Raw genomic sequence first — 24,446 nt, 5'->3', positions numbered from 1 at the left:
TCTTTCACGCTTGTGCCCGGCCGGCGCGCGGCCGGCCATGCACGGCGCGCTCCAGCGCATCGTGCAGTTGCGCGCTGACCGCGCCGGACGAAAAACGCCGCGCGTTCGCCCGCCCGGCGCTCACCAGCCCGGCGCGCAGCGACGGGTCGCCGGCGACGCGTTCGATCTGCCGGCCCCATTCGGCGGCATCCATCGCATCGGCGACGGCCACGAACGACTCGCCCATCGTGTAGCGGTACACCGGCAAATCGGACGCGACGACCGGCACGCCGACGAATTGCGCCTCGATCACCGTGCGACCGAAGCCTTCGTGCAACGTCGGCGATACGTACAGATCCGCCGCCTGGAAAAAGTAGCCGAGATCCTCGTCGCCGACGTTCTCGACGAAATGGGCAGCGATGCCAGCCTGCGCGGCAATGCTGCGGCATTCGTCGCGGTTGGCCTGGTTGTGCGCGCTGCCTACCCGCAGCACCATCACGTCCTTGCGCCCGAGCGACGCGAGCGCGCGAAACAGCGTCGCATTGTTCTTGCGCGTCTCGTCCGAGCCGACGTTCAGCACCACCAGCGCGTCGCCGACGTCGATGCCGAAGCGCGCGAGCAGCATCGCGCGCGCCCGTTCGCGCACCGCGGCGTCGATCGGCGCATAGCGATCGTCGAACGCATTGGGAACGACCTGTATCCGGTCGGCGCGGATGCGCAGCTCCGCCAGCGCTTCCTGCGCGGTCACGTCCGACGGCGCGAGCACCACGTCCGCGGTCGCGATCAGCGACTGCGTCAATCGCATGTACGCATTCTTCAACTGCTCGACGACGCCGCGCACCTGGCCCGGACGCTGCACATGATGCAGCACGATGCCGACGCGACCGCCCGCCCACCGGATCAGCGGAATCATGAAGGCCAGGTCTTCCTGGTACAGCATCACGAAGTGTCCGGCGCGCGCCGCCGCGATCGCACGCAGCGGATACAGCACGAACTGCGTCCAGTACCGCAGGAACGAACGCGGCTCGGCCGGAATGTCGACCGGCTCCACGTCGAATCCCGCCAATGCCGGGATGAAATCGATACATTTGAGGCTGTATCGCATGACGCCGTTCCAGCTCACCGGCCGCGGGCCGAGAAACCACACGACCCGCACCGCGGGCGACTCGCGCCGCAGCCCGTCGTTGCCCGCCATCGAATCGCTCATGCGTTGCACCTCCTCGCCCGATTGCATCGACACCTCCCGAGCGGTCAGGCGCGCGCTGCGGCGAAGCCGGCGCCGATCCGGCGTACGCCGTGCAACGGCGACGGCTCGAACCCGTTGAACACCAGCCCGTCGATGCGCACACCGATCTTGCGCAGGCTGTCGAGCGCGTCCGCCATGCCGGCCGAGTTCGCCGAACCCTGGCGCGCCACCAACAGCGTCATGTCGGCCACGCGCGACAAGGCCGCGATGTCGGCCACCGGCAGCACGGACGGCGCATCGACGATGACCATGTCGTAGCCGCTGCGCAACCACACGACCAGCTTGTCGAGACGCGCGACGTCGAACAGGTTGCGCGTCGACGCGCGCTGAGTGCCGGCGGACAGCGCATCGAGCTTCCCGGCCACGCGCGTGATCGCCTCGTCGGCCGGCAGCGCGCCCTTCAGTACGTCGGACAAGCCCGGCGTCGCGGCGACCGGCAGATAGCGATGCAGCGCCGGCGCGCGCACGTTGGCATCGACGATCACCGTCTTGAGCCCCCTCTCGGCGAACAGGTACGCGAGGTTGGCGGCAATCATCGACTTGCCCTGCGCGGGCGCTGCGGACGACACCAGCACGACCTTCGCGTCGCCGCCATAGGCCGCCAGCCGGTGTCGCAACGTCAGCGCCAGGCTGTCCATCGCATCGGCCAGCGGTTCGTCGGCCGACTCCTGCGTCGCGATGAAGGCCGGCGTGCGATTCGCATCCGCATCGGCCTGACGGCGCGATTTCGGCAGGACGCCGAGCATCGGGATGCCGAGCGCCGCTTCCAGCTCATTCGGATCGCGAATGCGGCCGGCCAGCAGCGCACGGCCCTGCGCCGCGAGAAACCCGAGCATCAGCCCGATCACCGCACCGGCGAGGATCGCGATCAGGCGCTTGGGCCGGATCGGCTTGTCGCTCGCGACCGCCTTGTCGACGATCGATGCGTTGCCGACCGTGCCGGCCTCCGCGATCTGCAACTGCTGCGTATTGTTCAGCAATCCGACATAGAGCTGGTTGTTGACCTCGACGTCGCGCGCAAGACGCAAGTACGTCTGCTGCTGCGACGGCAGGCGCGCGGCCTTGTCCTTCAACATCGCAGCCTGCTTGTCGAGTTCCTTCAGCTTGTTGGCCGCCGCAACGACCTGCGGCTGCCCCGGCACGTATTTCGACAGCAGATCCTGATACTCGAGCCGGGTTTCGAGCCGCGACTTGTCGACGAGCGCCAGTTGCTCGACCAGCAGCCGGATATCGCCCTGCGCGTCGATCGACCCCTGCTGGTTGCGAAACGTGTTCAGCGCCTGCTCGGCCTGTTGCAGCCGCGCCTTGACGATCGGCATCTGCGCGTTGAGGATCGTGAGGCTGCGCTCCGCATCGTCGGCACGGCGTCTCGCGTTGAAGTTCAGGTAGGCCGCGGCGATCGCATTGAGCATGCGTGCGGCAAAGACGGGGTCGGGATCCTCGAAACTCAGTTGCATGATGCCCGACTGGCGCTTCGTCTCGATCACGCCGAGTTTCTTCAGGATCGCGTCGAGACGCACGTCGGTAGCGATGCGCCGCACCCTGAATTGCGCACCGGGGCGCGCGACGATCTGTGCGACGTCCACGCGATAGCCGTCGTTCGCACTCGGCACGCCGACCACACCGCTCAGCACCACCTGGCCGCCGCGGTCCGTCAGCTGGAAGCGGTTGCCGTCGAGATAGTCGAACGTCAGCGGCTTGCCGATCTGCGCGGCCGGCACCTCGAACGTCCTGAACTCCAGACGCTCGCCGCCCCAGGCCCACGACGACATCCCGAGCGGTGCGTCGACGAGGCCGTTCGCGTCCTTCGGCAGGAACGAACCGATCAGCCCGCCGACGATCGGAAACCGGTTCTCGACCGACACCTCGGCCTGTGCGGCCGTCGCGTTCATCGCTTCGAGAACGACCGAGCGCGAACGGACGATGTCGATTTCGCCGACCACCGCCGAATTCTGGATATCGAGCGCCTTGGAGATCGACGACAGCGACCCCAGTGCGCTGGGCTTGTTCTCCTCGATCTGGATCAACATGTCGGCCGAATACACGGGCGTCGCCGCGATCGCATAGACGATCGCGAGCAGCAGGCAGGCCGCGAACACGGCCGCAAACAGGCGCCCGTTGTCGAGCACGTTCTCCAGCAAATCGATCGGCGACAACCGCGTCGCATGTCCGGCAGCCTGTTTCGGTTCGTTCTGATGCCCGGTCAATGCAGGTCGGTCCATCTTCATGCTGAACTCCAGAATGGAAGATCCGGCTGGCTTCGCCGCCTTACGCGCGTTGTGATTCACGTTCATGTCTTTGAAAATCCGGCTGGAAACCCTTCGGTGCCGGCCGGAGCGCACTGCGTCGGGAGCCTGGATGCCTCGCGCTTGCCCGATCGGCGCAACGGCCGGCAAGCCGTCGTCGAGTCCTCGTTCGTTTCATCTCGGCATGCAGCCGTCGAGGCTGCGACCCGCTATACACCCGCCGCGACGACACCCGTGGGTTGCAGCGCCGCACCGATGTCGGACAGCCGCGCGACGACGTCAGCCGCCGGATCGGCTCGCACCGGGCCCGGCCGGTCGCCCACGAACAGGAAACGGCGCCCGACGCCGGCGCACGCACCGGCCTCGAGATCGGACGGCTTGTCGCCGACCAGGATCGACGCCGACAGGTCGAGGTCGAGCTCGCGCCGCGCGTCGTGCAGCATCCCGGGCTGCGGCTTCCGGCATGCACATGCCTGCCGGTAGCGGCCCATCCCGGCCACCGGGTGATGCGGGCAAAAATAGACACGGTCGATTCTTGCGCCACGCTCGTCGAACCTGCGGCGCATCCAGTCCATGAATGCGGCGAACTGCCACTCCGAAAAATATCCGCGGCCGATCCCGGCCTGGTTCGTCACGACGATCACCTGGTAACCGTTCGCATTGGCCAGCCGCACGAGATCGAAGATGCCGTCCACGAACACGCAGTCCTGCGGCCGGTGGACGTAACCGTAGTCGATATTGATCACGCCGTCGCGATCCAGGAACAGGGCTTTACGCTTCACTGGTTCCGGTCTCCAGCATCGGCGGAATCGCGGTCTGCGCGCGCCGGTAGTCCGCCGGCACGCCGATGTCGATGAACGACGTGACCTCGGGAAATACGCGGATGTCGAGCGCGTCGGCGCGTTCGGCCAGGAAATCCTGCTCGAACGAGAATTTCGCCGGCAGCGCGAAACCGAGCAGCCTGCTCGCGTCGACGACATACGTGCCCGCATTGATGTAGCCCCGTGCCGGCCGCTTCTCGCGGAATGCCGACAGCCTGCGCGACGTCGCATCGAATTCGAGCGTGCCGTAGCGCGACGCATCGTCGACATACGTGGCCGCCACGACGAGATCGGGGCGCGTCGCACGATGGAACGCCGACAACGCGCGCAGATCCAGGTTCGACCACGTATCGCCGTTCATCACGATCATGTCGCGCGCGCCGTGAGCCTTCAGCGCATGAACGATCGCGCCGCCGGTACCGAGCGGCTCGTCTTCCTCGATCACGGAAATCGCGATGCCGAAGTCGCGCGACGTCACGAACGACTTGATCGGATCACTGCCGTAGCCGAGCGACAGCACGACCTCCGTCACGCCCTGCTGCTGGAGCCCGCGCAGCATCCAGCCCAGAAACGGCTCGCCGTCGATCGACGCGAGCGCCTTCGGCAGTGCGTCGCCCAACACGGGGCGCAGCCGCGTGCCGAGGCCGCCGGCCAGGATCAGGCAGGGCAGCATCGCGTTCATGCAAAGATCCGCTCTTCGACGATGCCGCAAATGATGTGGCCGCATACGAGATGCCCTTCCTGGATCTTCGGGGTCGACGCGGACGGAATCTCGATGCAGATGTCGGCGCGCGTGCGCATCTCGGCCGCGCCGGGTCCGTTGCCCGTGAAGCCGACGCAAACCATGCCGGCCGTCCTGGCCACTTCCAGCGCGCGGAGAATGTTCGGCGAACGCCCCGACGTCGAATACGCCCAGAAGACGTCGCCGGGGCGCCCGGTCGCCTGAATCTGACGCTCGAACAGCTTCTCGTAACCGTAGTCGTTGCCGATCGCGGTCATGACCGAGCTGTCCACGGTCAGCGCGAACGCCGCAAGCCCCGGCCGGTCGAAGTTGAAACGGCTGACGAATTCGCCCGCGATATGCTGCGCGTCCGCGGCGCTGCCGCCGTTGCCCGCGAGCAGGATCTTGTTGCCTGTCCGTAGCGCTTCCGTCACGCGTTCGGCCACCTGTTCGATCCGCGCCACTTGCTCACGGTCGGAAACGAGCGCCGTCAGCACCGACAGCGTCTGGCGAATTTCGCTCTCCACGCCGATCGTCATTGATTCTTTCTCCACGACTGCGCACCGATGTCGGTGAACGTACAGTTGAGCACCTGGCCGTTGATCCCGTTGTACGCGTCCAGCGCGCGCATCACCGCCGACCGTTCGACCGGATCGACGAAGAACATCATGAAGCCGCCGCCACCCGCGCCGGACACCTTGCCGGCCTTCGCGCCGGCCCGGACCGCGACGCGGTACAGATCGTCGATCATCGAGTTCGAGATGTTCTTCGCCATCCGCTTCTTCGATTCCCACGCGTCGCGCATCGACGCGGCGAACGCTTCGAAATCGGCGCGCAGCACGGCTTCCTTCATGCGTACCGCTTCATCCTTGACCTCGTGCAACGCGGCCAGCGAATCGACGACGCCTTCCGTCACGTTGCTGCTCTGTTCCTTGATGATGTTGGCCGACTCGCGCGATACGCCGGTGTAATACAACACGAGCGACGCCTCCATCTCGGCCTTGATTTCCTGCTTGATCCGCAGCGGATTGACGATCACGCGATCGCCGTAGAACTCCATGAAGTTCAGTCCGCCGAACGTCGCCGCGTATTGATCCTGCTTGCCGCCGGCGAGCCCGAGATCCTCTCGTTCGATGTCGTGCGCGAGGTGTGCGATGTCGTATTCGCCGAGCGGCAGCGACAGCAGTTCGCAGAATGCCCTGACCAGCGCAACGACGATCGTCGACGACGAGCCGAGCCCGGAGCCGGGCGGCGCTTCGGAGCACGTCGTGATCGTGACGGCCAACGGATGACCGCCGTGGAAATCCCGCACGATCCGGTTGTAGACGCCCACATGCAGCCCGAGCCCCTTCTGCACGTCGAGCACCGGCGACACCGGGCCGATCCAGCGCGTATCCGTATCCGCCGCCACCAGTTCGACCTTCGCGTCGTCGCGCGGCGCGATCGACGCATACGCGAACTTCTCGATCGTGACATTGAGCGCCAGACCGCCGAACCGGTCCGAATAAGGCGGCACGTCGGTTCCGCCGCCGCCCAGACCCAACCGCAAAGGCGCCCTCGAACGGGCAATGAAGCGTGTCATGAAATCTCTCGCAGACAGTGAGTCGGACGCCGGCACGATGCCGTTCGCGCCTCCGCACATTCGGTCGGGAATGCACGACCATGTTCGTTGGCGCCACTATGCGATAGATGTCCGGCGCGCTGCGTGCGATGGCTTACATTAAGCCGCCACCGCTCGATCCAGGCGTTCAACCTGCGTTACGCTCTGTTCGCGAGCGGCACGGCGACGTGCGAACCTGCGTCGGAATCGCCGTCACGTCCCCGCCACGCATGACGACTTCCTGCCGTCATTGGCAATGTTTGACAATCGATGCCGGGAGCCGCCTCGCCATGAACGACGCGTGGATCGCCGTGCGCCCGAATGCCGCCCGCGAGTGTCGTCACGATGTGCAGAACGAAGCGAAGGCGCGACAGGCACCTTCGATTCGATCCGGATAACGTAACAATCGATTCAACGATGCTGGACACAAAAATGAAAATCGCTCAACCGCTGGACTCCGTGGCGCCGGGCCACCCTCGCACCGTCATGCGCCGCATGTGCATGGCGTTCTCGTTCGCGACCATCGCGACGCTGTCCGCCTGCACGGTGCCGGGGCAGCACATGAATTCGACCGCGTTGCCGGTCACGACCGCCGACAACGGCGACGTCACCAGCGACATGCAGGTGCCGGTCAAGCAGATCGACCTGACGCAGATCGAGCAGATTCGCGCCGCACAGAAACGTGCGCCGGGCGCGACCATTGCGCCGAACCTGTTCGCGAAGGCGGACATGTACCGGATCGGCGCCGGCGACGTGCTGCAGATCACGGTGTGGGATCACCCCGAATTCGCGACGGCCGCCGGCCAGCCGGTGCAGAACACGAAGGCCGCGGACGCCGCGCCCGGCTTCGTCGTCGACGGCAACGGCAACGTGCAGTTTCCGTATATCCCGCGGCCGATCCACGCGGCCGGGAAAACCGTCGCGCAGCTCCAGCACGAGGTCAGGACCGAACTCGCCAAGGTGTTCGTGAAGCCGCAGGTCACGGTTCGCGTCGCGTCGTTCCGCGCCACGCAGGTCTACGTCGACGGCGAAGTGCGTAATCCCGGTGCACAGCCGATCAACGACATTCCGATGACGCTGATCGAAGCCGTCAGCCGCGCGGGCGGCTTTGCGCCGACCGCGGATCAGAGCCGCATCACGCTCACCCGCAACGGCACGATCTATCCGCTGAACGTCGCGCAGATGATGAAGACGGGAAAAAACCCGGCGGACATCATGCTGAAGCCCGGCGACATGCTGCATGTGAGCGCGCGCGACGACAATCCCGTGTACGTGATGGGCGAAGTGGTCAGGCCGCAAGCCGTCGCGCCGCTGCGCGACGGTTCGCTCACGCTGAGCGAAGCGCTCACGCAGGCCGGTCAGCTCAACCAGCAAACGTCGAATGCCAAGCAGGTGTTCGTGCTGCGCAAGGCCGCCGACAGCGCGCCCGTCATCTATCACCTCGACATGCAGTCGCCGGTGTCGATGCTGCTCGCGAACCAGTTCCCGCTCGCGTCGAAGGATGTCGTGTATGTCGACAACACCGGGCTCGTCCGCGCAAGCCGCGTGCTGAACCTGCTGCTGCCGGCGATCAGCGCGGGGTTGACCGGCGCACTCGTCACGAAGTAGCCAGGCCGGCCGCACGCGGGGAGCGGGTTCGCATGACACCTCCCCGCGTTCGATGCGCACGCAACGAGTCGGCCGCCATCCCGACGCACTCCTCCGCAAAACCGCTTGCCTCCAAGTACTTCTTACTCGCCCCGCCTCCGCCGTCGGGAACGATGACCGCCTTTCCACCCCGCCGCGCGCCCCTACGAAATAAAGATCGCACGTATCGGTAGAAACACCGATGCTGTAGTCAAACTACATTCATACCATTTGTCGTTGCAGAGAATCGCTACATCCGATTCGACAGTGTCGGGCGGCCTACGCGTCGCCGCCCGCATTGACCGGTCGAGCCCAACCGGCCGTAACGATTCCCCGCCTGGCCTGGCATGCCGACGCGCAACCACCCTGCATCGCCAGCCGAATGCGTCCGGTGCGAATCCACCGGGCGCGCGCAGCTCCAGACATCATCCGAACAACCGGCAATACGATCATGGAGAGCAACATGCGGGACACCCTCTGGCCGGCCGTCGTGCTGGCAGCGACCCTCTGCACCACCGCCTACGCCGGCGACGCCGATTTCAATGCGCAGGGCGACGCCACCGACGCGTTCGCATCGGCCGCCGCGCAACGGCGCGCCGACCTGCTCGTGCGCAAGATGACGCTCGACGAGAAACTTCAATTCATTCATTCGCAATACGAAATGTCGAAGGTGCCGGGCGGCGGCGCCGGCTACATCCAGGGCGTGCCGCGACTCGGCATTCCCGATCTGAACATGGTCGATTCGGCGACCGGCTCCGGCAGCACGTCGCAGGCCAGCACGACGTTCCCGGCGACGATCGCGATCGCGGCGAGCTGGGATCGCCGGCTGTCGTACGACTTCGGCAAGCAGGTCGCGATCCAGTTGCGCGCGCAGGGATTCGGCATGGGCCTCGGCGGCGGCACCAACCTCGCGCGCGAGCCGCGCGGCGGCCGTCTGTTCGAGTATCTCGGCGAGGATCCGTTACTGGCCGGCGACCTGCTCGCCGAACGCACGCTCGCCACGCAGCGACAGAAGGTCATCGCCACGATCAAGCACTACGCGGGCAACGAGCAGGAGCACGGCCGGATGGGCGGCAATACGCAGATCGACGAACGCACGCTGCGCGAGCTGTATCTGTTGCCGTTCGAGATCGCCGCGAAGCGCGGCCGGCCCGGCAGCGTGATGTGCAGCTACAACCGCCTGAACGGCACCTATGCGTGCGAGAACTCTCATCTACTGAACGACGTGCTGAAGAACGAATGGGGCTTCCAGGGCCAGGTGCAGTCCGACTGGGGCGCGACGCACAGCACCGCCGCCGCGATCAACGCCGGGCTCGACGAGGAAGAGGACGTCGGGCCGAGCGTCTACCTGACGCCCGCGGCCGTCAAGCAGGCGATCGCGAACGGCTCGGTGTCGACCGCACGCCTCGACGACATGGTGCGCCGCAAGCTCGCCGTGATGATCCGCGTCGGCGTGATGGACGATCCGGCCAAAGGCGGCGGCACGATCGATTTCGCGGCCGGCAACCGGTTCGCGCAGGCAGCCGCCGAGCAGTCGATCGTTCTGCTGAAGAACGACGGCAACCAGTTGCCGCTCGTCGCGTCGGCGCTGTCGCGCATCGCCGTGATCGGCGGCCATGCGGATGCGGCCGTGCTGTCCGGCGGCGGTTCGGGCAACACGCGCGATCCCGTATCGGGTTCGTTCGCAGGCTGCGGCGGCCTGACGTTCGGGTCGTCGACCGGCTGCAGCTGGTGGCGCAATCCGTGGCTCAAGGTCGACGTGCCGATCGTCGCCGCAATCCGCGCGTTGGCGCCGGCCGCGCAGGTCACGTATGCGGGCAACAGCGACCAGCAGTCGCCGTTCCGCGCGTACACGCAGCAGGAGATCGATCAGGCCGCGGCGCTCGCGGGCCGCTCGGACGTCGCGATCGTCGTGGTCGCGCAGCCGGCCGGCGAGGATTTCGGCGATCTGCAGAGCCTGAGCCTCGCGAATCCGTCGAACCAGGATGCGCTCGTCGAAGCCGTCGCGCGCGCGAATCCGCATACGATCGTCGTCGTCCAGAGCGGCAACCCGGTGCTGATGCCGTGGAAGGACAACGTGTCGGCCATCGTCGAGGCGTGGTATCCGGGCGAAGCCGGCGGCAAGGCGATCGCGAACGTGCTGTTCGGTGCGGTCAACCCGTCCGGCAAGCTGCCCGTGACTTTCCCGGCGCGCGATCAGGATTCGCCGACGTGGGGGCAAAACGGCACGTTCGAGACCGACCCGGTGTACGCGGAAAAGCTGAACATGGGCTACCGCTGGTATGACGCGCGCAACATCAAGCCGATGTTCGAGTTCGGCTACGGCCTGTCGTATACGCACTTCGCGTATTCGGGCCTGTCGGTGTCGAAGCAATGGGACGGCTCGCTGAGCGTTGCGTTTACCGTGCGCAACGACGGGCGCGTTGCCGGCGCGGAAACGCCGCAGGTCTATCTCGGCGTGCCGTACAAGGACGAGCCGCCGAAGCGGCTGGTCGGCTGGGAAAAGATCCGGCTGAATCCGGGCGAAGCGCGGCGTGTGCATGTGACCGTGTCGCCGCGGATGCAGAGCGTCTGGGATACGTCGCGCAACGGCTGGCGGGTCGTCCCGGGCGGGACCGTGTACGTCGGCGCGTCGTCGCGCGACATCCGCTTGCAGGGCCACTGACCGAGCGACGATGAAGCGACCGGGGGCGCCATGCATCGCAGGCGCGGCGCTCCCGCGTCGACCACCGGCTGCGCCGAAGCGCTTACCTGAGCAACAGCGCCAGCAGCGTCGAAAGCGCCGCAATCGCGGCGATCCCCGCCACCACCCCCGCCAGATGCGCGGCGATCACCACGCCGGCCGGCAATCGCGACGCGATGCCGGCCATCACGCGCCGCCCGCTTCCAGCGTGTCGAGCAGCGGCTTCGCCAGATGCAGGACCTGGTACACCGTGCCCGCGCCGCCGTCGTCCGGTTCGTGTTCCGTCACGAGCGCACGCGTCAACCGCCAGCGCAGCGGATCGACACTGACGGCCGCCGCAACCACGCCCTGCCGAGCCGCCGCGTCGCGATTGCGTGCGATCTCCCGCGCCAGCGTCGCGTCGAGATCGGCGTCCGCCGGGATCTCGATCGTTTCCAGACGAGCGAAACGTCCCGTCGACGCACTGCCCTTGCGTGCGTCGAGCACAACCTGCGTGTCGATCGGCGCGCGGCCGAAGCTGTCCGTCACGACCCGAAAGCGGCCGTCCGTCACGAACCGCGCGAACGCCTGTTCGTTGCGCCACAGGTAAAACGACGCATAGCCGTTTTCCGTCGCGCCGTGACGGCCGGCCTCGCGCAGCAGGAAGCCCTTGAACAGCAGGTCCGGCGTGTCGTCCCACAGCCGGCCGCGCTCGTGCACGCGATTGCGGATGATGTCGAGGTCGTAGTCCGCCGGCAGGCGGTGCACGTAGTACGCGGTCAGCATGATCGACTCCTGGCGAAAGAAATCCACGGAATTCCGGACGACATGAAGGCAGCGTAGAAGACCTTGAATCATTTGAAAAGACGATGGCAGAATATTTCAATGATTCGATTCTGAAATGAACGAGGGTGCGATGAAAACGCTCGACGTCGAAGCCGTGCAGGCATTCGTGCTGACCGCCGATCTCAAGAGCTTCACGCGGGCCGCGGAAGCGCTGGACACGACGCAGTCCGCGGTGAGCCTGAAGATCAAGCGGCTGGAAGACGGGCTCGGCCGCCGCCTGCTGGAACGCACGCCGCGCCAGGTTCGCCTGTCGGCCGACGGCACAGCGTTCCTGGAACCGGCGCGCGAACTGGTGGCCGCTCACCACGGCGCAATCAGCGCATTCGGCACGAGCCAGCGACGGTTGGTCATCGGCGTCAGCCACCATGTCGTCGGCGCCGATCTCCCGATGCTGCTGCGGCGAATGAGCGAAGCGGAGCCGGCGCTCGTGCTGGAGATCCGCGTCGCCACGTCGCGCGACGTGCTCGAGGCGTTCGATCGCGGCCAGCTCGATGCGGCCGTCGCGCTGCAGCACGACAGCCGGCGGCTCGACGGCGAAACCATCCTGTCGGAGTCGTTCGGCTGGATGGCGGCGGCCGATTTCGAGCACCATCCGCCGCAACCGCTGCGGCTCGCCACGCAGGCCGAACCATGCAGCGTGCGCCGCATGGCGGTCGACGCGCTGGACCAAGCCGGTGTCGCATGGACGGAAGTCTTTGTCGGCGGCGGCGTGGCGACGATCGGCGCGGCGGTGTCCGCGGGGCTTGCCGTCGCGGCGCTCGGGCATCGCGTCGCGCCTGCCGGCACCGTCGACGTAGGTGCGCGGTACGGGCTGCCGCCGCTTCCCACGCGCGATGTGGTGCTCCACTCGAATCTGACCGATGCACGAGCCAGGCAGGCACTGCGTACGCTGGGCGCGGCGCTACGGTCGTCGGTTGGCGTGCGTTGATGCCGCGCGCGGGTTCGACGAACCGACTTGAACGCCTCGCAGGAAAGCGACATGCATGCGTCGGACGAACCGATGAACGAAGTGGCTCCGCGCTTGCGCCCCTGATCGAGCGGGCGACGGCAGCGAGTCGCCGTTGCGAGATATTGCAGGTCGGTTGGTCCTCTTCGCGCACCCCGGAATACGCATCCGACGCCATCCCGGTCGGCCGTGTATCCGACTGACGAATAACCGCCCATTGCCCTGCATCCCAGTTGACGAGCCAGATCCGCTCGCTGCCGTGAAATTCGGTTGCAACGCGCTTGACCGTACTCCGCGACAGGTCGAGCCGCCCCCATCGATCCCCGGCGCGCTTCGTCGATTCGTATCCGGCACGTCGCCTGAACCGTGTTGTGCCGGCGTCGAAATGCCTCGACGCGCGCCACGGTAAAATCGCGTCTTCGCCCCGCGCATGGGCCGACGATATCCATCCGCCCCCGGGCCAACGTCAAAAGCATCCACCAGCCATCATCGCCTTGATTTCCCAACGCTTTCCGCGCCGCGACGCATGAGTTACTCGCTCGCCACCGCCTACACCCGCGAACTCGAAATCCGCAAGAGCCGTTTCATCGCGTATGCCGTTCCCGTCGAGGATCGCGATGCCGCGATGCAGGTACTGCAACGCCTGCGCGACGAGCATCCGGCGGCCACCCACGTGTGCTGGGCGCTACTGGCGGGCGGCCAGTCGGGCATGTCGGACGACGGCGAGCCGTCGGGCACCGCGGGCCGGCCGATCCTCGAAGTGCTGCGCCATCACGACCTCGACGGCGTGCTCGGTGCGGTCGTGCGTTACTACGGCGGCGTGAAGCTCGGCGCGGGCGGGCTGGTGCGGGCGTACACGGACGCGATCGCATCGGCGCTGCTCGATGCCGAGCGCGTCGAGCGCATCCGGCACACGCGGCTCACGATCGAGATCGGCTACCCGGAGGAGGCGCGCGTGCGTCGCTGGATCGAACAGGCCGGCTACGCGCTGGTGGACAGCGCGTACGGGATGACGGTGAAGCTCGTGATCAAGCTGCCCGAAACCGCCGAAGCCGCGGCAAGAGGCGAACTGTTCGATCTGACGCAGGGGCGCTCGGGGTTTCCGGAGATTTGAGCCGTTGCGGCGACAGGCCCGAGCAGCGCAAGCCTGGAGCGCTCGGCGCGCGTCGTTTTCCCCAATGCGTCGGAATCGCGCCGTTTCGACGGCGTCGACGCATATCGACGCGCACCTAGAAGCACGCTGTCGAGGCTGTTCGTCCGACACTCCGAAAGACGGTAAGACCCGGTCGGGCCGAATCGCCCGCCGTCAAGCGGCCACCCCGAAAAAAAAGCGCCGCATCGAGCGGCGCGCTTCATCGCCTCGCGATCGACCGGCGCGAACCGATCAATAAATCTCCGGCACGATCATGCTGTCGGGCACCGGCCGACGAATGTAATCCTCGTGATGCTCGCGCTGCGGCAGATCGATGGTCGGGCGCGGCACCTCGTGATACGGCACCTGGCCGAGCAGATGGTGAATGCAGTTCAGCCGCGCGCGCTTCTTGTCGACGGCCTGCACGACCCACCACGGCGCCTCGGGAATATGCGTGCGCTGCAGCATCTCTTCCTTCGCGGCCGTATAAGCCTCCCAGCGGCGGCGGCTTTCGAGGTCCATCGGGCTCAGCTTCCACTGCTTCAGCGGATCCGCGATCCGGCTCTGAAAGCGCATCTCCTGCTCGTGATCGGTGATCGAGAACCAGTACTTGACGATCTGGATCCCGCTGCGCACGAGCATCTTCTCGAACTCGGGCACCGACCGGAAAAATTCCTCGTACTCGTCGTCGGTACAGAAATTCATCACGCGCTCGACGCCCGCGCGGTTGTACCAGCTTCGGTCGAACAGCACGATCTCGCCGCCTGCCGGCAGATGCGCGACATAGCGCTGGAAGTACCATTGCGTGCGCTCGCGGTTGTTCGGCGCGGGCAGCGCGGCGACCCGGCACACGCGCGGGTTGAGGCGCTGCGTGATGCGCTTGATCGCCCCGCCCTTGCCGGCCGCGTCACGCCCCTCGAAAATGACGACGAGCCGGTGCCCGGTGTTCACCACCCAGTCCTGCAGCTTCACGAGTTCGCCCTGCAAGCGGAACAACTCGCGGAAATATTCCTTGCGCGCCTGGCGACGCTCCGGCGAGAGCAGCAGGTTCCCGCTGTCGTCGAAGCGGCGGTCGTCGAGCTCCATTTCGAGCTCTTCGTCGTATGCGTCGACGAGATCCTCCTCGAAACGGCGCTGGCGCGCTTCCATCGAGTTCGTATCGGTACGGTCGTCGGTCTCGGTGCGGGTATCGTTGTCGCCCATGGGGCCTCCTTCCATCATTGACGCAGCCAAACTCGGCCATTATCCCAGCGTCGCGCGTCAAATTCATGAAAACAGGCGGCCACGCCCATCGAAAGCGGCATGCGGGCAACCCGCCGCCCGCGCGCGCGACTCCCGCCGGCTCGCCGCGCGTGGGTCGGGCGGCGGCGGCACGACCGTGTCATCCGGCCCCGGCACGCGCCCGCCCTGCGAACGCAACGCCGGTTTCCTGACCGACAGCCCGGTTTTCCGGCCGACGCGCAACACGTGTGCCTCATCCGGTTCGAAGAAGAAATCGTCGCCCCACTGTCGCAGCGACGAGCAACGGAAACAGCCTGCGCGCGCGATCTGGGGAGACGCCGACCGAACATTTGGCGCCGAACACTTCCTGCCGCTCTTTACTGCACTGTTTCCATCCGCGCCGATCGAGCGGCTGGCTGTCGGGCACAACTGCTTCGAGGATGCGCGCGATGCCATTGCCGCGCGGATCGCGGGGCATCATCCGAACGACCGGCTGAAAAAATTCGGCAGCCGGATCGAAACACCGGCTGCCGAACGGCGCGCGCGGCCGCTGTCGCCGACGCGCACGCACGATTCACGTCAACGTCAACGAATGATCCGCGTCACGCCCCGCCCGCGCGGATCGGCCATCGCCTCCGGCGTCTTGCCGTCGATCTTGATGACCTGGATGTCGCCGCTGAAATCCTGTCCCTTCAGCGTATAGCCGCGCGCCTCGATCTGCTTCGCGAGTTCGCCTTCGATCGGGTGGTACGGCTCCCAGAAGATCGTGTTCGGCGGCAGCAGCTGGTGATGGAAACGCATCGCGCCGACGGCTTCCTTCAACGGCATCTTGAAGTCGTAGATGTTGTTGATCACCTGGAAGATCGACGTGAAGATGCGCGAGCCGCCCGGCGTGCCGATCACGAGCGACACCTTGCCGTCCTTCGTCATGATCGTCGGCGACATCGACGACAGCGGGCGCTTCTTCGGTTCGATCGCATTCGCGTCGCTGCCGACCACGCCGAACATGTTCGCGACGCCCGGCTTCGCGGAGAAGTCGTCCATCTCGTCGTTCAGCACGATCCCGGTGCCGTCGGCGATCACGCCCGAGCCGAAGTAGCCGTTGATCGTGTACGTGTTCGACACTGCGTTGCCCCACTTGTCGACCACCGAGAAGTGCGTCGTTTCGGCCTTCTCCGGCATCGTCGTGCCGAGGCCGGGCTGCACGCTCTTCGTGTCCGACGGCTCCTTCGGGTTGACCTCGGCCGCGCGCTTCGCGATGTACGCATCGTCGGTCAGCTGCGCGATCGGCACCTTGTAGAAGTCGGGATCGCCGAGATACTGCGCCCGATCGGCGAACACGCGTTTCTCGATTTCCGCGACGAGGTGGATGTACTGCGGCGAGTTGAGCTTCACGCCCTCGAAGTCCTGCTTCAGGTCGGCCTTCATCTTCAGCAGCTGCACGAGGCCGATGCCGCCGGAGCTCGGCGGCGGCGCGGTGATCACGTCGTAGCCGTTCCACTTCGCCTGCACCGGCTGGCGCCACACCGCGCGGTACTGCGCGAGATCCTCGGTCGTGATCAGCCCGTTGCCGTCGCCGGTCTTCATCGACGCGGCGATCAGCTCGGCCGTCTTGCCCTTGTAGAAACCTTCCGCGCCGCCGTCCGCGATGCGCGTCAGCACGTCGGCGAGATCGGGCTGCTTGAAGTTCGCGCCGGCCTTCAGCCCGGAGAAGTACTTGTCGAAGTTGGTCTTGCCGCCGAACTCCTTCGATGCGTCGACGCCGCGCTGCGCGAGCTGCTCGTCGACGACGAAGCCGTCGCGCGCATAGTGGATCGCCGGCGCGAGCACCTGCTTCCATTTCAGCTTGCCGAAGCGCTTCTGTGCTTCCCACATGCCCGCCACGGTGCCCGGCACGCCGACCGCGCGCGGGCCGTACAGGCTCATGCCCTTGACGACGTTGCCGTCCTTGTCGAGGTACATGTCCTTCGTCGCGGCGAGCGGCGCACGCTCGCGGTAGTCGATGAAGTACGGCTTGCCGTCCTTGTAGATCGTCATGAAGCCGCCGCCGCCGATGTTGCCGGCTTCCGGGTACGTGACGGCGAGCGTGAACGCGATCGCAACGGCCGCGTCGATCGCGTTGCCGCCTTCCTTGAAGATCCGCTCCGCCGCATCCGCGCTGTACTTGTCGGCCACCGCCACCGCGGAGCTCGTCAGGACCGCGGGCTGCGGCCCTTTCGCATAGGCGGGCGCGTTCGGCAGGAAGCCGATGCCGGCCACCGTCGCCAGCACGGCGGCGGATGATTTGAAGCGATTCAGCGTAGTCATTGCATGTCCCCCATGTGGATCTCCTTCAGGCGCGACGAGCACCTGATCCGCGGATGGCCGCTGGCGCGCCGACGGCCATATGCCGGCTTCGTAGTATAGGGGGACAAAAAGGGTCGAACACACGGCGGCGACGAAAGCGTGCCGGTTGTGTACGCGTGCTCACGTTGCGGCGCCGCGACGCGCATGGGGATCGGTCGACCTTCCCCTACGGTGCACGCCATCGCGCAATGCACAAAACCGAAAGTTGCGAACCGTGCGGCGGCCCTCGCCACCGATGCAAAAAAATCTGCGAACGACCCGCCCGCGGCACAGGCCGATCTGCGAAGATAGCGCCCCGCTTGCGCGCCGCATCATCGTTTCGTGCACGCGCCGCTTCACGTTTCCCCGTCTCGCTTCCTATGGCATCACACAATGCGCATCATGCGTCCGGCGTCGCGGCCGGCGTCGCCGCCGCCGTCCTCGTCGCGCAAACCGGCGCAACCGGCCCGTGGCACTCGGGCATGCTCGCCGCGTTCGCGGCGGGCGTCGCGGGCGGCACCGCGCCCGACTGGCTCGAAGTCGCATGGTGGAGCCGCAAGCGCCGCCTGTGGATCACGCATCGCACCCTCACGCACTGGGGCATCGGCTGGGTCGCGCTGCTTGCGCTCGGTTGGCACGGGCTCATCCATCATCCGCATCCGCCATGGGCCGCGCCGCTGTTCGGCTTCGCCTGCGGCGGCGTGATGCATCTGCTCGCCGACTGGCCCAATCCGCTCGGCGTACCGTGGATCTGGCGGCGCCACTCGCTCAACCTGTGGAACAGCGGGCATTGCGACCTGATCGTCGTGGCCGCCGCCTGGGCCGGCACGCTGTGGCTCGCGCAATCGCTGTGGTCGCGTGCGCCGCTGATCGAACACTGGCTCGGCTGGCTGCATCGCGTCTAGTTGCAATTCGACACAAATCGGCACGCGATCGGCATGTCGACGTGCACGCAACTTTCCGTCCATTGAAAGCGCGCTGCAGGCCCCCATCTGACGGTGAATCGTCGGCACGCATGGCCGGCACGCACCGGTGGCGTCTGGCACACTGACGATTCGACTCGCGTGCGATCAATCCGCACGCTCGCACCCCATTTCAACGCTCCGATGGACGTCACAGCTACCCGCCCTGCCGCCCGCGCGCTCGACGTGTTCCACCCGGCCGTCGCCGCGTGGTTCCGGCGCACGTTCGCCGCGCCGACCGGCGCGCAGGCGCTCGCGTGGCCGCACATCAAGGCCGGCCGCTCCACGCTCGTCGCCGCGCCGACCGGTTCCGGCAAGACGCTCACCGCCTTCCTGTGCGCGCTCGACGATCTGGTGCGCGATGCGCTCGCGCACGACGGCACGCTGCCCGACGCGACGCTGGTCGTCTACGTATCGCCGCTGAAGGCGCTGTCGAACGACATCCACGTGAACCTCGACGCGCCGCTCGCCGGCATCGCCGAATCGCTCGCGCAACTCGGCCTGCCGGTACCGGCGATCCGCACCGCGGTGCGCACCGGCGACACGACGCAGGCCGAGCGCGCGGCGCTGCGCAAGCGCGCGCCGCACATCCTCGTCACGACGCCCGAATCGCTGTACGTCCTGCTGTCGTCCACGTCGGGGCGGCAGATGCTGTCGAGCGTGCGCTCGGTCATCGTCGACGAAATCCATGCGCTGGCGTCGTCCAAGCGCGGCAGCCATCTCGCGCTGTCGCTCGAACGCCTCGACGCGCTGGCCGGGCACGCGCTGCCGCGCATCGGGCTGTCGGCCACGCAAAAGCCGATCGACGCGGTCGCGCGCTTCCTCGTCGGCGGGCCGGCCGACGCGCCGCGCGACTGCGCGATCGTCGACACCGGCCACACCCGCGAGCGCGACCTCGCGCTCGAACTGCCGAACGTGCCGCTCGAACCGGTGATGGCGACCGACGTGTGGGAACAGGTGTACGACCGCATCGCCGGGCTCGCGGCCGCGCATCGCACGACGCTGGTGTTCGTCAACACGCGGCGCACCGCCGAGCGCATGGCGCGCCATCTCGCCGACCGGCTCGGCAAGGACGCGATCGCCGCGCATCACGGCAGTCTGGCTAAGGAGCACCGCTTCGACGCGGAGCAGCGGCTGAAACGCGGCGAATTGAAGCTGCTCGTCGCGACCGCGTCGCTCGAACTCGGCATCGACATCGGCGACGTCGATCTCGTCTGCCAGGTCGGCTCGCCGCGCGGCATCGCGCCGTTCCTGCAGCGCGTCGGCCGCTCGGGGCACCATGTCGGCGGCGTGCCGAAGGGGCGGCTGTTTCCGCTGTCGCGCGACGAGCTGGTCGAATGCGCGGCGCTGCTCGACTGCGTGCAACGCGGCGAACTCGATGCGCTGCGGATTCCCGAAGCGCCGCTCGACGTGCTCGCGCAGCAGATCGTCGCCGAAGTCGCGTGCACGGAATGGCACGAAGACGCGCTGTATGCGAGCTTCACGCGCGCCGCGCCGTACGCGCGGCTGACGCGCGAACGCTTTGACGAAGTGATGAAGATGCTCGCCGAGGGATTCACGAGCCGCCGCGGCGTGCGCGGCGCGTACCTGCACCGCGACGTGGTCGGCGGCACCGTGCGCGGCCGCCGCAACGCGATGATGACCGCGACCACCTCCGGCGGCACGATTCCCGACATGGCCGACTACGCGGTGCTGCTCGAACCGCAGGGCATCCAGGTCGGCACCGTCAACGAGGATTTCGCGATCGAAAGTCTGGCCGGCGACGTGTTCCAGCTCGGCAACCAGTCGTACCGGATCATTCGCGTGGAAACGGGCCGCGTGCGCGTCGAGGACGCGCAAGGTCAATCGCCGAGCATTCCGTTCTGGCTCGGCGAGGGGCTCGGACGCAGCGACGAGCTGTCGGCGGCGGTCGGGCGGCTGCGCGCACGGATCGACGGCCTGCTCGCGGAAGGCGACCGGCAAGCGAACGCCGGCGGACGCAAGCGCGCGGTCGGCAACGCGGCGGGCAAGACGGAGACGCACGGTAACGCCCAACCAGCGGGCTCGGCCGGCATCGTCACCGACTCGCGAACCGATGCCGCCGCCACCGCGCTCGCGCCCGCCGAAAGCCGCCTCGCGCCCGCGTTGCGCTGGCTCGTCGACGATCTCCGCCTGTCGCCCGACGCCGCACGCCAGATCGCCGACTACCTCGCGCGCACCCGCTCGGCGCTCGGCGCATTGCCGACGCAGGACACGCTCGTGATGGAGCGTTTCTTCGACGAATCGGGCGGGACGCAGCTCGTGATCCATTCGCCGTTCGGCAGCCGGATCAATCGTGCATGGGGGCTCGCGCTGCGCAAGCGCTTCTGTCGCAACTTCAACTTCGAACTGCAGGCCGCCGCGACCGACGACGCGATCATCCTGTCGCTGTCGCTCGCGCACAGCTTCGCACTCGACGAAGTGTGGCGCTACCTGCGTTCGGCCAGCGCCGAGCACGTGCTGATCCAGGCGCTGCTCGACGCGCCGATGTTCGGCGTGCGCTGGCGCTGGAACGCGACCACCGCGCTCGCGCTGCCGCGTTTCACCGGCGGCCGGCGCACGGCGCCGCAACTGCAGCGGATGAAGAGCGACGATCTGCTCGCGACGGTGTTCCCCGATCAGGCCGCATGTCTCGAGAACATCGTCGGCGAACGCGAGATTCCGCATCATCCGCTCGTCGACCAGACGCTCGACGATTGCCTGCACGACGCGATGGACACCGACGGCTGGCTTGCGCTGCTGCGCCGGATCGAGAGCGGCGCGATCGAACTCGTCGAGCGCGACTTGCCCGCGCCGTCGCCGCTCGCGGCCGAGATCCTGAACGCGAAGCCCTACGCATTCCTCGACGATGCGCCGCTCGAGGAACGCCGCACGCAGGCCGTGCAGTCGCGCCGCTGGAGCGACCCCGAATCGGCCGACGATCTGGGCGCGCTCGACGCCGACGCGATCGCCGCCGTGCGCGACGAAGCGTGGCCGCTCGCGCGCGACGCCGACGAAATGCACGATGCGCTGCTTACGCTCGCATGCGTCGCCGACAGCGAGGCGCACGCGCACGCAGGCTGGCCCGAGCGACTCGCGGAACTCGCGGAACGCCGCCGCGCGACGAAACTCGCGACGCCGGGCGGCGCCGTGCTGTGGGTGCCGGTCGAGCGGCTCGTGTGCGTGCGCGCGCTGCATCCCGACGCCCGCACGACACCGGCGCTCAAGGTGCCGGCCGCGTGCGCGCAGCCGTGGGAAGCCGATGCGGCGCTCGTCGACGTGATCCGCGCGCGACTCACCGGCTTCGGGCCGCTCACGCTCGATGCGATCGCCGCGCCGCTCGGCCTGCCGCCCGCGTCGATCTCGACGGCGCTCGTAGCGCTGGAGCGCGAAGGCTACGTGATGCGCGGCCGCTTCACGCCGGGCGCGACGACCGACGAATGGTGCGAACGTCACCTGCTCGCGCGCATTCATCGCTATACGGTAAAGCGGCTGCGTCGCGAGATCGAGCCGGTCGAACGCGCCGATTTCATGCGCTTCCTGTTCCACTGGCAGCACCTGACGCCCGACACGCGCGGCACCGGTCGCGACGCGCTGGCAGCCGTGGTCGAACAGCTCGAAGGCTACGAGGCCGCGGCGAGCGCCTGGGAAGACGCGCTGCTGCCCGCGCGGCTCACCGACTACACGGCGGGCGGCCTCGACGAGCTGTGCCGCTCCGGCAAGCTGGTGTGGACCCGCATCGGCGCGCCGGCGCGCGCGGCCGGCACGCCCGTGAAGACGACGCCGATCGTGCTGTTGCCGCGCCGCCATCTTTCCGCATGGCAGGCGCTGCGCGATCCCGATGCGCAGCCGGCGCTATCCGCACGCGCCACACAGGTGCGCGACGCGCTTGCCGCGCACGGCGCGATGTTCTTCGACGCATTGCTCGACGACCTGCACATGCTGCCCGTCGAACTCGAACAGGCGCTCGGCGAACTCGTGTCGGCCGGCCTCGTGAACGCGGACAGTTACGCGGGCCTGCGCGCGCTGCTGAAGCCGGCCGTCAAGCGCAGCGCGACCTATGCACCGCGTACACGACGCGGCGGCGCGCTGATCGGCGGGATGGACGACGCCGGCCGCTGGGCGCTCGTGCAGCGTCGGGCACCACCGGACGACGGCGCGCCCGCACCGAAACGCGGCCCCGCCATGACCGATCCCGACGCACTCGAACACATCGTGTGGACGCTGCTGCGCCGCTACGGCGTCGTGTTCTGGCGGCTGCTCGAACGCGAAGCCGACTGGCTGCCGAGCTGGCGCGAACTCGTGCGCGTGCTGCAGCGCCTCGAAGCACGCGGCGAGATTCGCGGCGGTCGGTTCGTCGCCGGGCTCGCGGGCGAGCAGTTCGCGCTGCCCGAGGCCATCCCGATCCTGCGCGAACTGCGCCGGCAACCGGGCGATGGGCAGTATGTATGCGTGACGGGCGCCGACCCGCTGAATCTCGCCGGCACGCTGCTGCCCGGCGACAAGGTGCCGGCGCTGGCCGGCAATCGCGTGCTGTTCCGCGATGGCGTGCCCGTCGCATCGCTGGTATCGGGTACGTTCCACTACGCGCCCGAGCTGTCGCCCGCCGCGCGCGAGGACGCGCGCCTGCGGCTCGCGCGTTCCTGCTGACATCGGCTGACACGCACGCGGCACAAGACTACTGATCGCCGGGCCGCGCGGTCACCATCGTTCCGGTAGCATCGAACGATCGACCGCGCGCTTGCACGCCTCGCCCACACAAGACAAGACTTCCGGAGACTGCCGCTCATGCCTTCGCATGCCGATTCGCCCGCTGCCCATCACGCGGGTTCGCTGACCATTTTCCAGGGCGCCGCGCTCTATATCGGCGCGGTGCTCGGCACCGGCGTGATCGCGCTGCCCGCGCTCGCCGCCGAAGTCGCCGGGCCGGCCTCGCTACTCGCATGGGCCGCGCTCGTCGTACTGTCCGGGCCGCTCGCGGCCACCTTCGCCGCACTCGGCGCCCGCTATCCCGATGCCGGCGGCGTGTCGACCTACGCGCGGCGCGCATTCGGCCCGAAGGCCGCGGCGATCGTCGGCTGGTGCTTCTACTTCGCGGTGCCGGCCGGCGCGCCGGCCGCCGCGATGTTCGGCGGCGCATACGTCGCGGCCGTCACGGGCGGCGGACACACGACGGTCGTCGTCACGGCCGCCGCCCTGATCGCGACCGTGTCGGCCGCGAACGCATTCGGCGTCACCGTGTCGGGCCGCATGCAACTGGTGTTGTCGGCGCTGCTCGTCGCGCTGCTGCTTGCCGCGGTGCTTGCGTCCGCGCCGCATGCCCGCGCCGCGAACCTGCATCCGTTCGCCCCGCACGGCTGGCTCGCGGTCGGCCAGGCTGCCGCGCTGCTCGTGTGGAGCTTCGCCGGCTGGGAAGCGATCACGCATCTCGCGGCCGAATTCCGCCGGCCCGCGCACGACATGCCACGCTCGGCCGGCATCGCGGTCGTGGTCGTCGGGTTCCTGTATCTGTCGGTGGCCGCCGCGAGCGTGACGGTGCTCGGGCCTTCCGCGGGTGCATCGGGCGCGCCGCTCGCCGAACTGATCGCGGGCGGCATCGGCGGCCATGCGCAGGTGCTGGCGGCCGCCGCTGCACTGCTGCTCACGCTCGGCACGATGAACGCATATTTCGCCGGCGCGGCAAAACTCGGCGCGGCGCTCGGGCGCGACGGCGCACTGCCCGCATGGCTCGCGCAAGGCAGCCAGGTCGGCGGCGTGCCGCGCCGCAGCCTCGGCGTGATCGCGGTGCTCGCGGCCATCGCGTTGGCCGCCACGGCGCTGTCGGACGTCGGACCGAAGCCGCTCGTGCTCGTGACGTCGGGGTGTTTCGTGATGGTGTACGGGCTCGGCGCGGCGGCTGCGCTGAAGCTGCTGCCGCGTGGCGGCATCGCATATCGTTGCGCGTGGATTTCGCTGATTGCGGTCGCCGGGCTGTTCGTGACGACCGGATGGTATTTCCTGTGCCCGCTGCTGCTCGCGGGCGGCGCACTGCTTTATCTGCAGGTTACCGGCCCGCGTCAATGATCCGATATGCGCCGCGGGCCGACGCCCACCGGCTCGCCGCACCGATCGCACGA

The 24,446-nt window shown here is 67.7% G+C and carries 17 protein-coding genes and 1 pseudogene; 8 read left to right on the top strand and 10 right to left on the bottom strand.

All coding sequences use genetic code 11. The annotated features are described in order from the left end of the window. Positions 1-4: 4 nt before the first annotated feature. From WT97_RS32460 to WT97_RS08865, 6 genes are all read right to left on the bottom strand, one after another. Entirely contained in the window at positions 5-1,186 is a 1,182-nt protein-coding gene (locus WT97_RS32460) for a glycosyltransferase (protein ID WP_179949392.1), read from the bottom strand. A gap of 44 nt (positions 1,187-1,230) precedes the next feature. Continuing rightward, a complete protein-coding gene (locus WT97_RS08885) occupies positions 1,231-3,453 on the bottom strand; it encodes a GNVR domain-containing protein (protein WP_082742290.1) in 2,223 nt (740 codons plus the stop codon). A 227-nt stretch (positions 3,454-3,680) separates the two neighbouring features. Then, complete coding sequence (gene gmhB / locus WT97_RS08880) at positions 3,681-4,253, bottom strand: D-glycero-beta-D-manno-heptose 1,7-bisphosphate 7-phosphatase (protein ID WP_060036193.1); 573 nt, start codon at positions 4,251-4,253, stop codon at positions 3,681-3,683. Continuing rightward, positions 4,243-4,974, bottom strand: coding sequence for a nucleotidyltransferase family protein (locus tag WT97_RS08875; protein WP_257127560.1), 732 nt, complete (start codon positions 4,972-4,974; stop codon positions 4,243-4,245). The genes gmhB and WT97_RS08875 overlap by 11 nt, the downstream gene beginning before the upstream one ends. Then, a complete protein-coding gene (locus WT97_RS08870) occupies positions 4,971-5,552 on the bottom strand; it encodes a D-sedoheptulose 7-phosphate isomerase (protein ID WP_059500698.1) in 582 nt (193 codons plus the stop codon). The genes WT97_RS08875 and WT97_RS08870 overlap by 4 nt, the downstream gene beginning before the upstream one ends. After that, complete coding sequence (locus tag WT97_RS08865; protein ID WP_034206207.1) at positions 5,549-6,595, bottom strand: dehydrogenase; 1,047 nt, start codon at positions 6,593-6,595, stop codon at positions 5,549-5,551. The genes WT97_RS08870 and WT97_RS08865 overlap by 4 nt, the downstream gene beginning before the upstream one ends. 450 nt (positions 6,596-7,045) lie before the next feature. Here WT97_RS08865 and WT97_RS08860 point away from each other — a divergent pair, with 450 nt between their 5' ends. Continuing rightward, positions 7,046-8,221 (top strand): polysaccharide biosynthesis/export family protein, encoded by a 1,176-nt coding sequence (locus tag WT97_RS08860; protein WP_060036195.1) that lies wholly within the window; start codon positions 7,046-7,048, stop codon positions 8,219-8,221. Positions 8,222-8,702: 481 nt separating this feature from the next. Next, positions 8,703-10,904: a glycoside hydrolase family 3 C-terminal domain-containing protein gene (locus tag WT97_RS08855; RefSeq protein ID WP_059500872.1), complete on the top strand. Its 2,202-nt coding sequence runs from the start codon at positions 8,703-8,705 to the stop codon at positions 10,902-10,904. A gap of 82 nt (positions 10,905-10,986) precedes the next feature. Here the strand turns inward: WT97_RS08855 and WT97_RS34865 are convergent, their stop codons facing one another. Both WT97_RS34865 and WT97_RS08850 read right to left on the bottom strand, forming a co-directional pair. Beyond that, positions 10,987-11,112: a hypothetical protein gene (locus WT97_RS34865; protein WP_257127250.1), complete on the bottom strand. Its 126-nt coding sequence runs from the start codon at positions 11,110-11,112 to the stop codon at positions 10,987-10,989. Further along, complete coding sequence (locus WT97_RS08850) at positions 11,109-11,687, bottom strand: DUF4865 family protein (RefSeq protein WP_179949394.1); 579 nt, start codon at positions 11,685-11,687, stop codon at positions 11,109-11,111. The genes WT97_RS34865 and WT97_RS08850 overlap by 4 nt, the downstream gene beginning before the upstream one ends. Before the next feature lie 130 nt (positions 11,688-11,817). On the opposite strand from WT97_RS08850, the gene WT97_RS08845 reads away from it, so the two are divergent. Then, positions 11,818-12,675: a LysR family transcriptional regulator gene (locus WT97_RS08845; RefSeq protein WP_059500701.1), complete on the top strand. Its 858-nt coding sequence runs from the start codon at positions 11,818-11,820 to the stop codon at positions 12,673-12,675. Between the two features lie 544 nt (positions 12,676-13,219). Next, entirely contained in the window at positions 13,220-13,807 is a 588-nt protein-coding gene (locus tag WT97_RS08840) for a YigZ family protein (protein WP_060036197.1), read from the top strand. Positions 13,808-14,077: 270 nt separating this feature from the next. Here the strand turns inward: WT97_RS08840 and ppk2 are convergent, their stop codons facing one another. Continuing rightward, the gene (ppk2, locus tag WT97_RS08835; RefSeq protein ID WP_059789391.1) at positions 14,078-15,028 is read right to left on the bottom strand and encodes a polyphosphate kinase 2; all 951 of its coding nucleotides are present in this window, start codon (positions 15,026-15,028) and stop codon (positions 14,078-14,080) included. Positions 15,029-15,350: 322 nt separating this feature from the next. On the opposite strand from ppk2, the pseudogene WT97_RS32455 reads away from it, so the two are divergent. Next, positions 15,351-15,543 (top strand): annotated as a pseudogene (locus tag WT97_RS32455) (alpha/beta hydrolase); the annotation flags it as partial. A gap of 88 nt (positions 15,544-15,631) precedes the next feature. On the opposite strand, the gene ggt reads toward WT97_RS32455, so the two are convergent. Continuing rightward, complete coding sequence (gene ggt / locus WT97_RS08830; RefSeq protein ID WP_011547886.1) at positions 15,632-17,353, bottom strand: gamma-glutamyltransferase; 1,722 nt, start codon at positions 17,351-17,353, stop codon at positions 15,632-15,634. A 398-nt stretch (positions 17,354-17,751) separates the two neighbouring features. Between ggt and WT97_RS08825 the strand changes: the two genes are divergently transcribed. The 3 genes from WT97_RS08825 to WT97_RS08815 all read left to right on the top strand — a co-directional run bounded on the left by WT97_RS08825 (position 17,752) and on the right by WT97_RS08815 (position 24,393). Then, complete coding sequence (locus tag WT97_RS08825) at positions 17,752-18,276, top strand: metal-dependent hydrolase (RefSeq protein WP_059789390.1); 525 nt, start codon at positions 17,752-17,754, stop codon at positions 18,274-18,276. A 201-nt stretch (positions 18,277-18,477) separates the two neighbouring features. Then, complete coding sequence (locus tag WT97_RS08820; RefSeq protein WP_060036198.1) at positions 18,478-22,980, top strand: DEAD/DEAH box helicase; 4,503 nt, start codon at positions 18,478-18,480, stop codon at positions 22,978-22,980. Positions 22,981-23,118: 138 nt separating this feature from the next. Continuing rightward, entirely contained in the window at positions 23,119-24,393 is a 1,275-nt protein-coding gene (locus WT97_RS08815; protein ID WP_059500706.1) for an APC family permease, read from the top strand. The last annotated feature ends 53 nt before the right edge of the window (positions 24,394-24,446 follow it).

Origin of the sequence: Burkholderia sp. MSMB1459WGS (assembly GCF_001534535.1) — a bacterium.
Classification (GTDB): domain Bacteria; phylum Pseudomonadota; class Gammaproteobacteria; order Burkholderiales; family Burkholderiaceae; genus Burkholderia.
Note: the sequence above shows the minus strand (reverse complement) of the source record. Positions and strands in the feature narration are given on the sequence as shown.

What these genes read in the sequence shown, in the direction of transcription:
- WT97_RS32460 (WP_179949392.1), bottom strand. Translation starts at nt 1,186, where the DNA reads ATGAGCGATTCGATGGCGGGCAACGACGGGCTGCGGCGCGAGTCGCCC.
- WT97_RS08885 (WP_082742290.1), bottom strand. Translation starts at nt 3,453, where the DNA reads ATGAAGATGGACCGACCTGCATTGACCGGGCATCAGAACGAACCGAAA.
- WT97_RS08875 (WP_257127560.1), bottom strand. Translation starts at nt 4,974, where the DNA reads ATGAACGCGATGCTGCCCTGCCTGATCCTGGCCGGCGGCCTCGGCACG.
- WT97_RS08870 (WP_059500698.1), bottom strand. Translation starts at nt 5,552, where the DNA reads ATGACGATCGGCGTGGAGAGCGAAATTCGCCAGACGCTGTCGGTGCTG.
- WT97_RS08865 (WP_034206207.1), bottom strand. Translation starts at nt 6,595, where the DNA reads ATGACACGCTTCATTGCCCGTTCGAGGGCGCCTTTGCGGTTGGGTCTG.
- WT97_RS08860 (WP_060036195.1), top strand. Translation starts at nt 7,046, where the DNA reads ATGAAAATCGCTCAACCGCTGGACTCCGTGGCGCCGGGCCACCCTCGC.
- WT97_RS08855 (WP_059500872.1), top strand. Translation starts at nt 8,703, where the DNA reads ATGCGGGACACCCTCTGGCCGGCCGTCGTGCTGGCAGCGACCCTCTGC.
- WT97_RS08850 (WP_179949394.1), bottom strand. Translation starts at nt 11,687, where the DNA reads ATGCTGACCGCGTACTACGTGCACCGCCTGCCGGCGGACTACGACCTC.
- WT97_RS08845 (WP_059500701.1), top strand. Translation starts at nt 11,818, where the DNA reads ATGAAAACGCTCGACGTCGAAGCCGTGCAGGCATTCGTGCTGACCGCC.
- WT97_RS08840 (WP_060036197.1), top strand. Translation starts at nt 13,220, where the DNA reads ATGAGTTACTCGCTCGCCACCGCCTACACCCGCGAACTCGAAATCCGC.
- ppk2 (WP_059789391.1), bottom strand. Translation starts at nt 15,028, where the DNA reads ATGGGCGACAACGATACCCGCACCGAGACCGACGACCGTACCGATACG.
- ggt (WP_011547886.1), bottom strand. Translation starts at nt 17,353, where the DNA reads ATGACTACGCTGAATCGCTTCAAATCATCCGCCGCCGTGCTGGCGACG.
- WT97_RS08825 (WP_059789390.1), top strand. Translation starts at nt 17,752, where the DNA reads ATGGCATCACACAATGCGCATCATGCGTCCGGCGTCGCGGCCGGCGTC.
- WT97_RS08820 (WP_060036198.1), top strand. Translation starts at nt 18,478, where the DNA reads ATGGACGTCACAGCTACCCGCCCTGCCGCCCGCGCGCTCGACGTGTTC.
- WT97_RS08815 (WP_059500706.1), top strand. Translation starts at nt 23,119, where the DNA reads ATGCCTTCGCATGCCGATTCGCCCGCTGCCCATCACGCGGGTTCGCTG.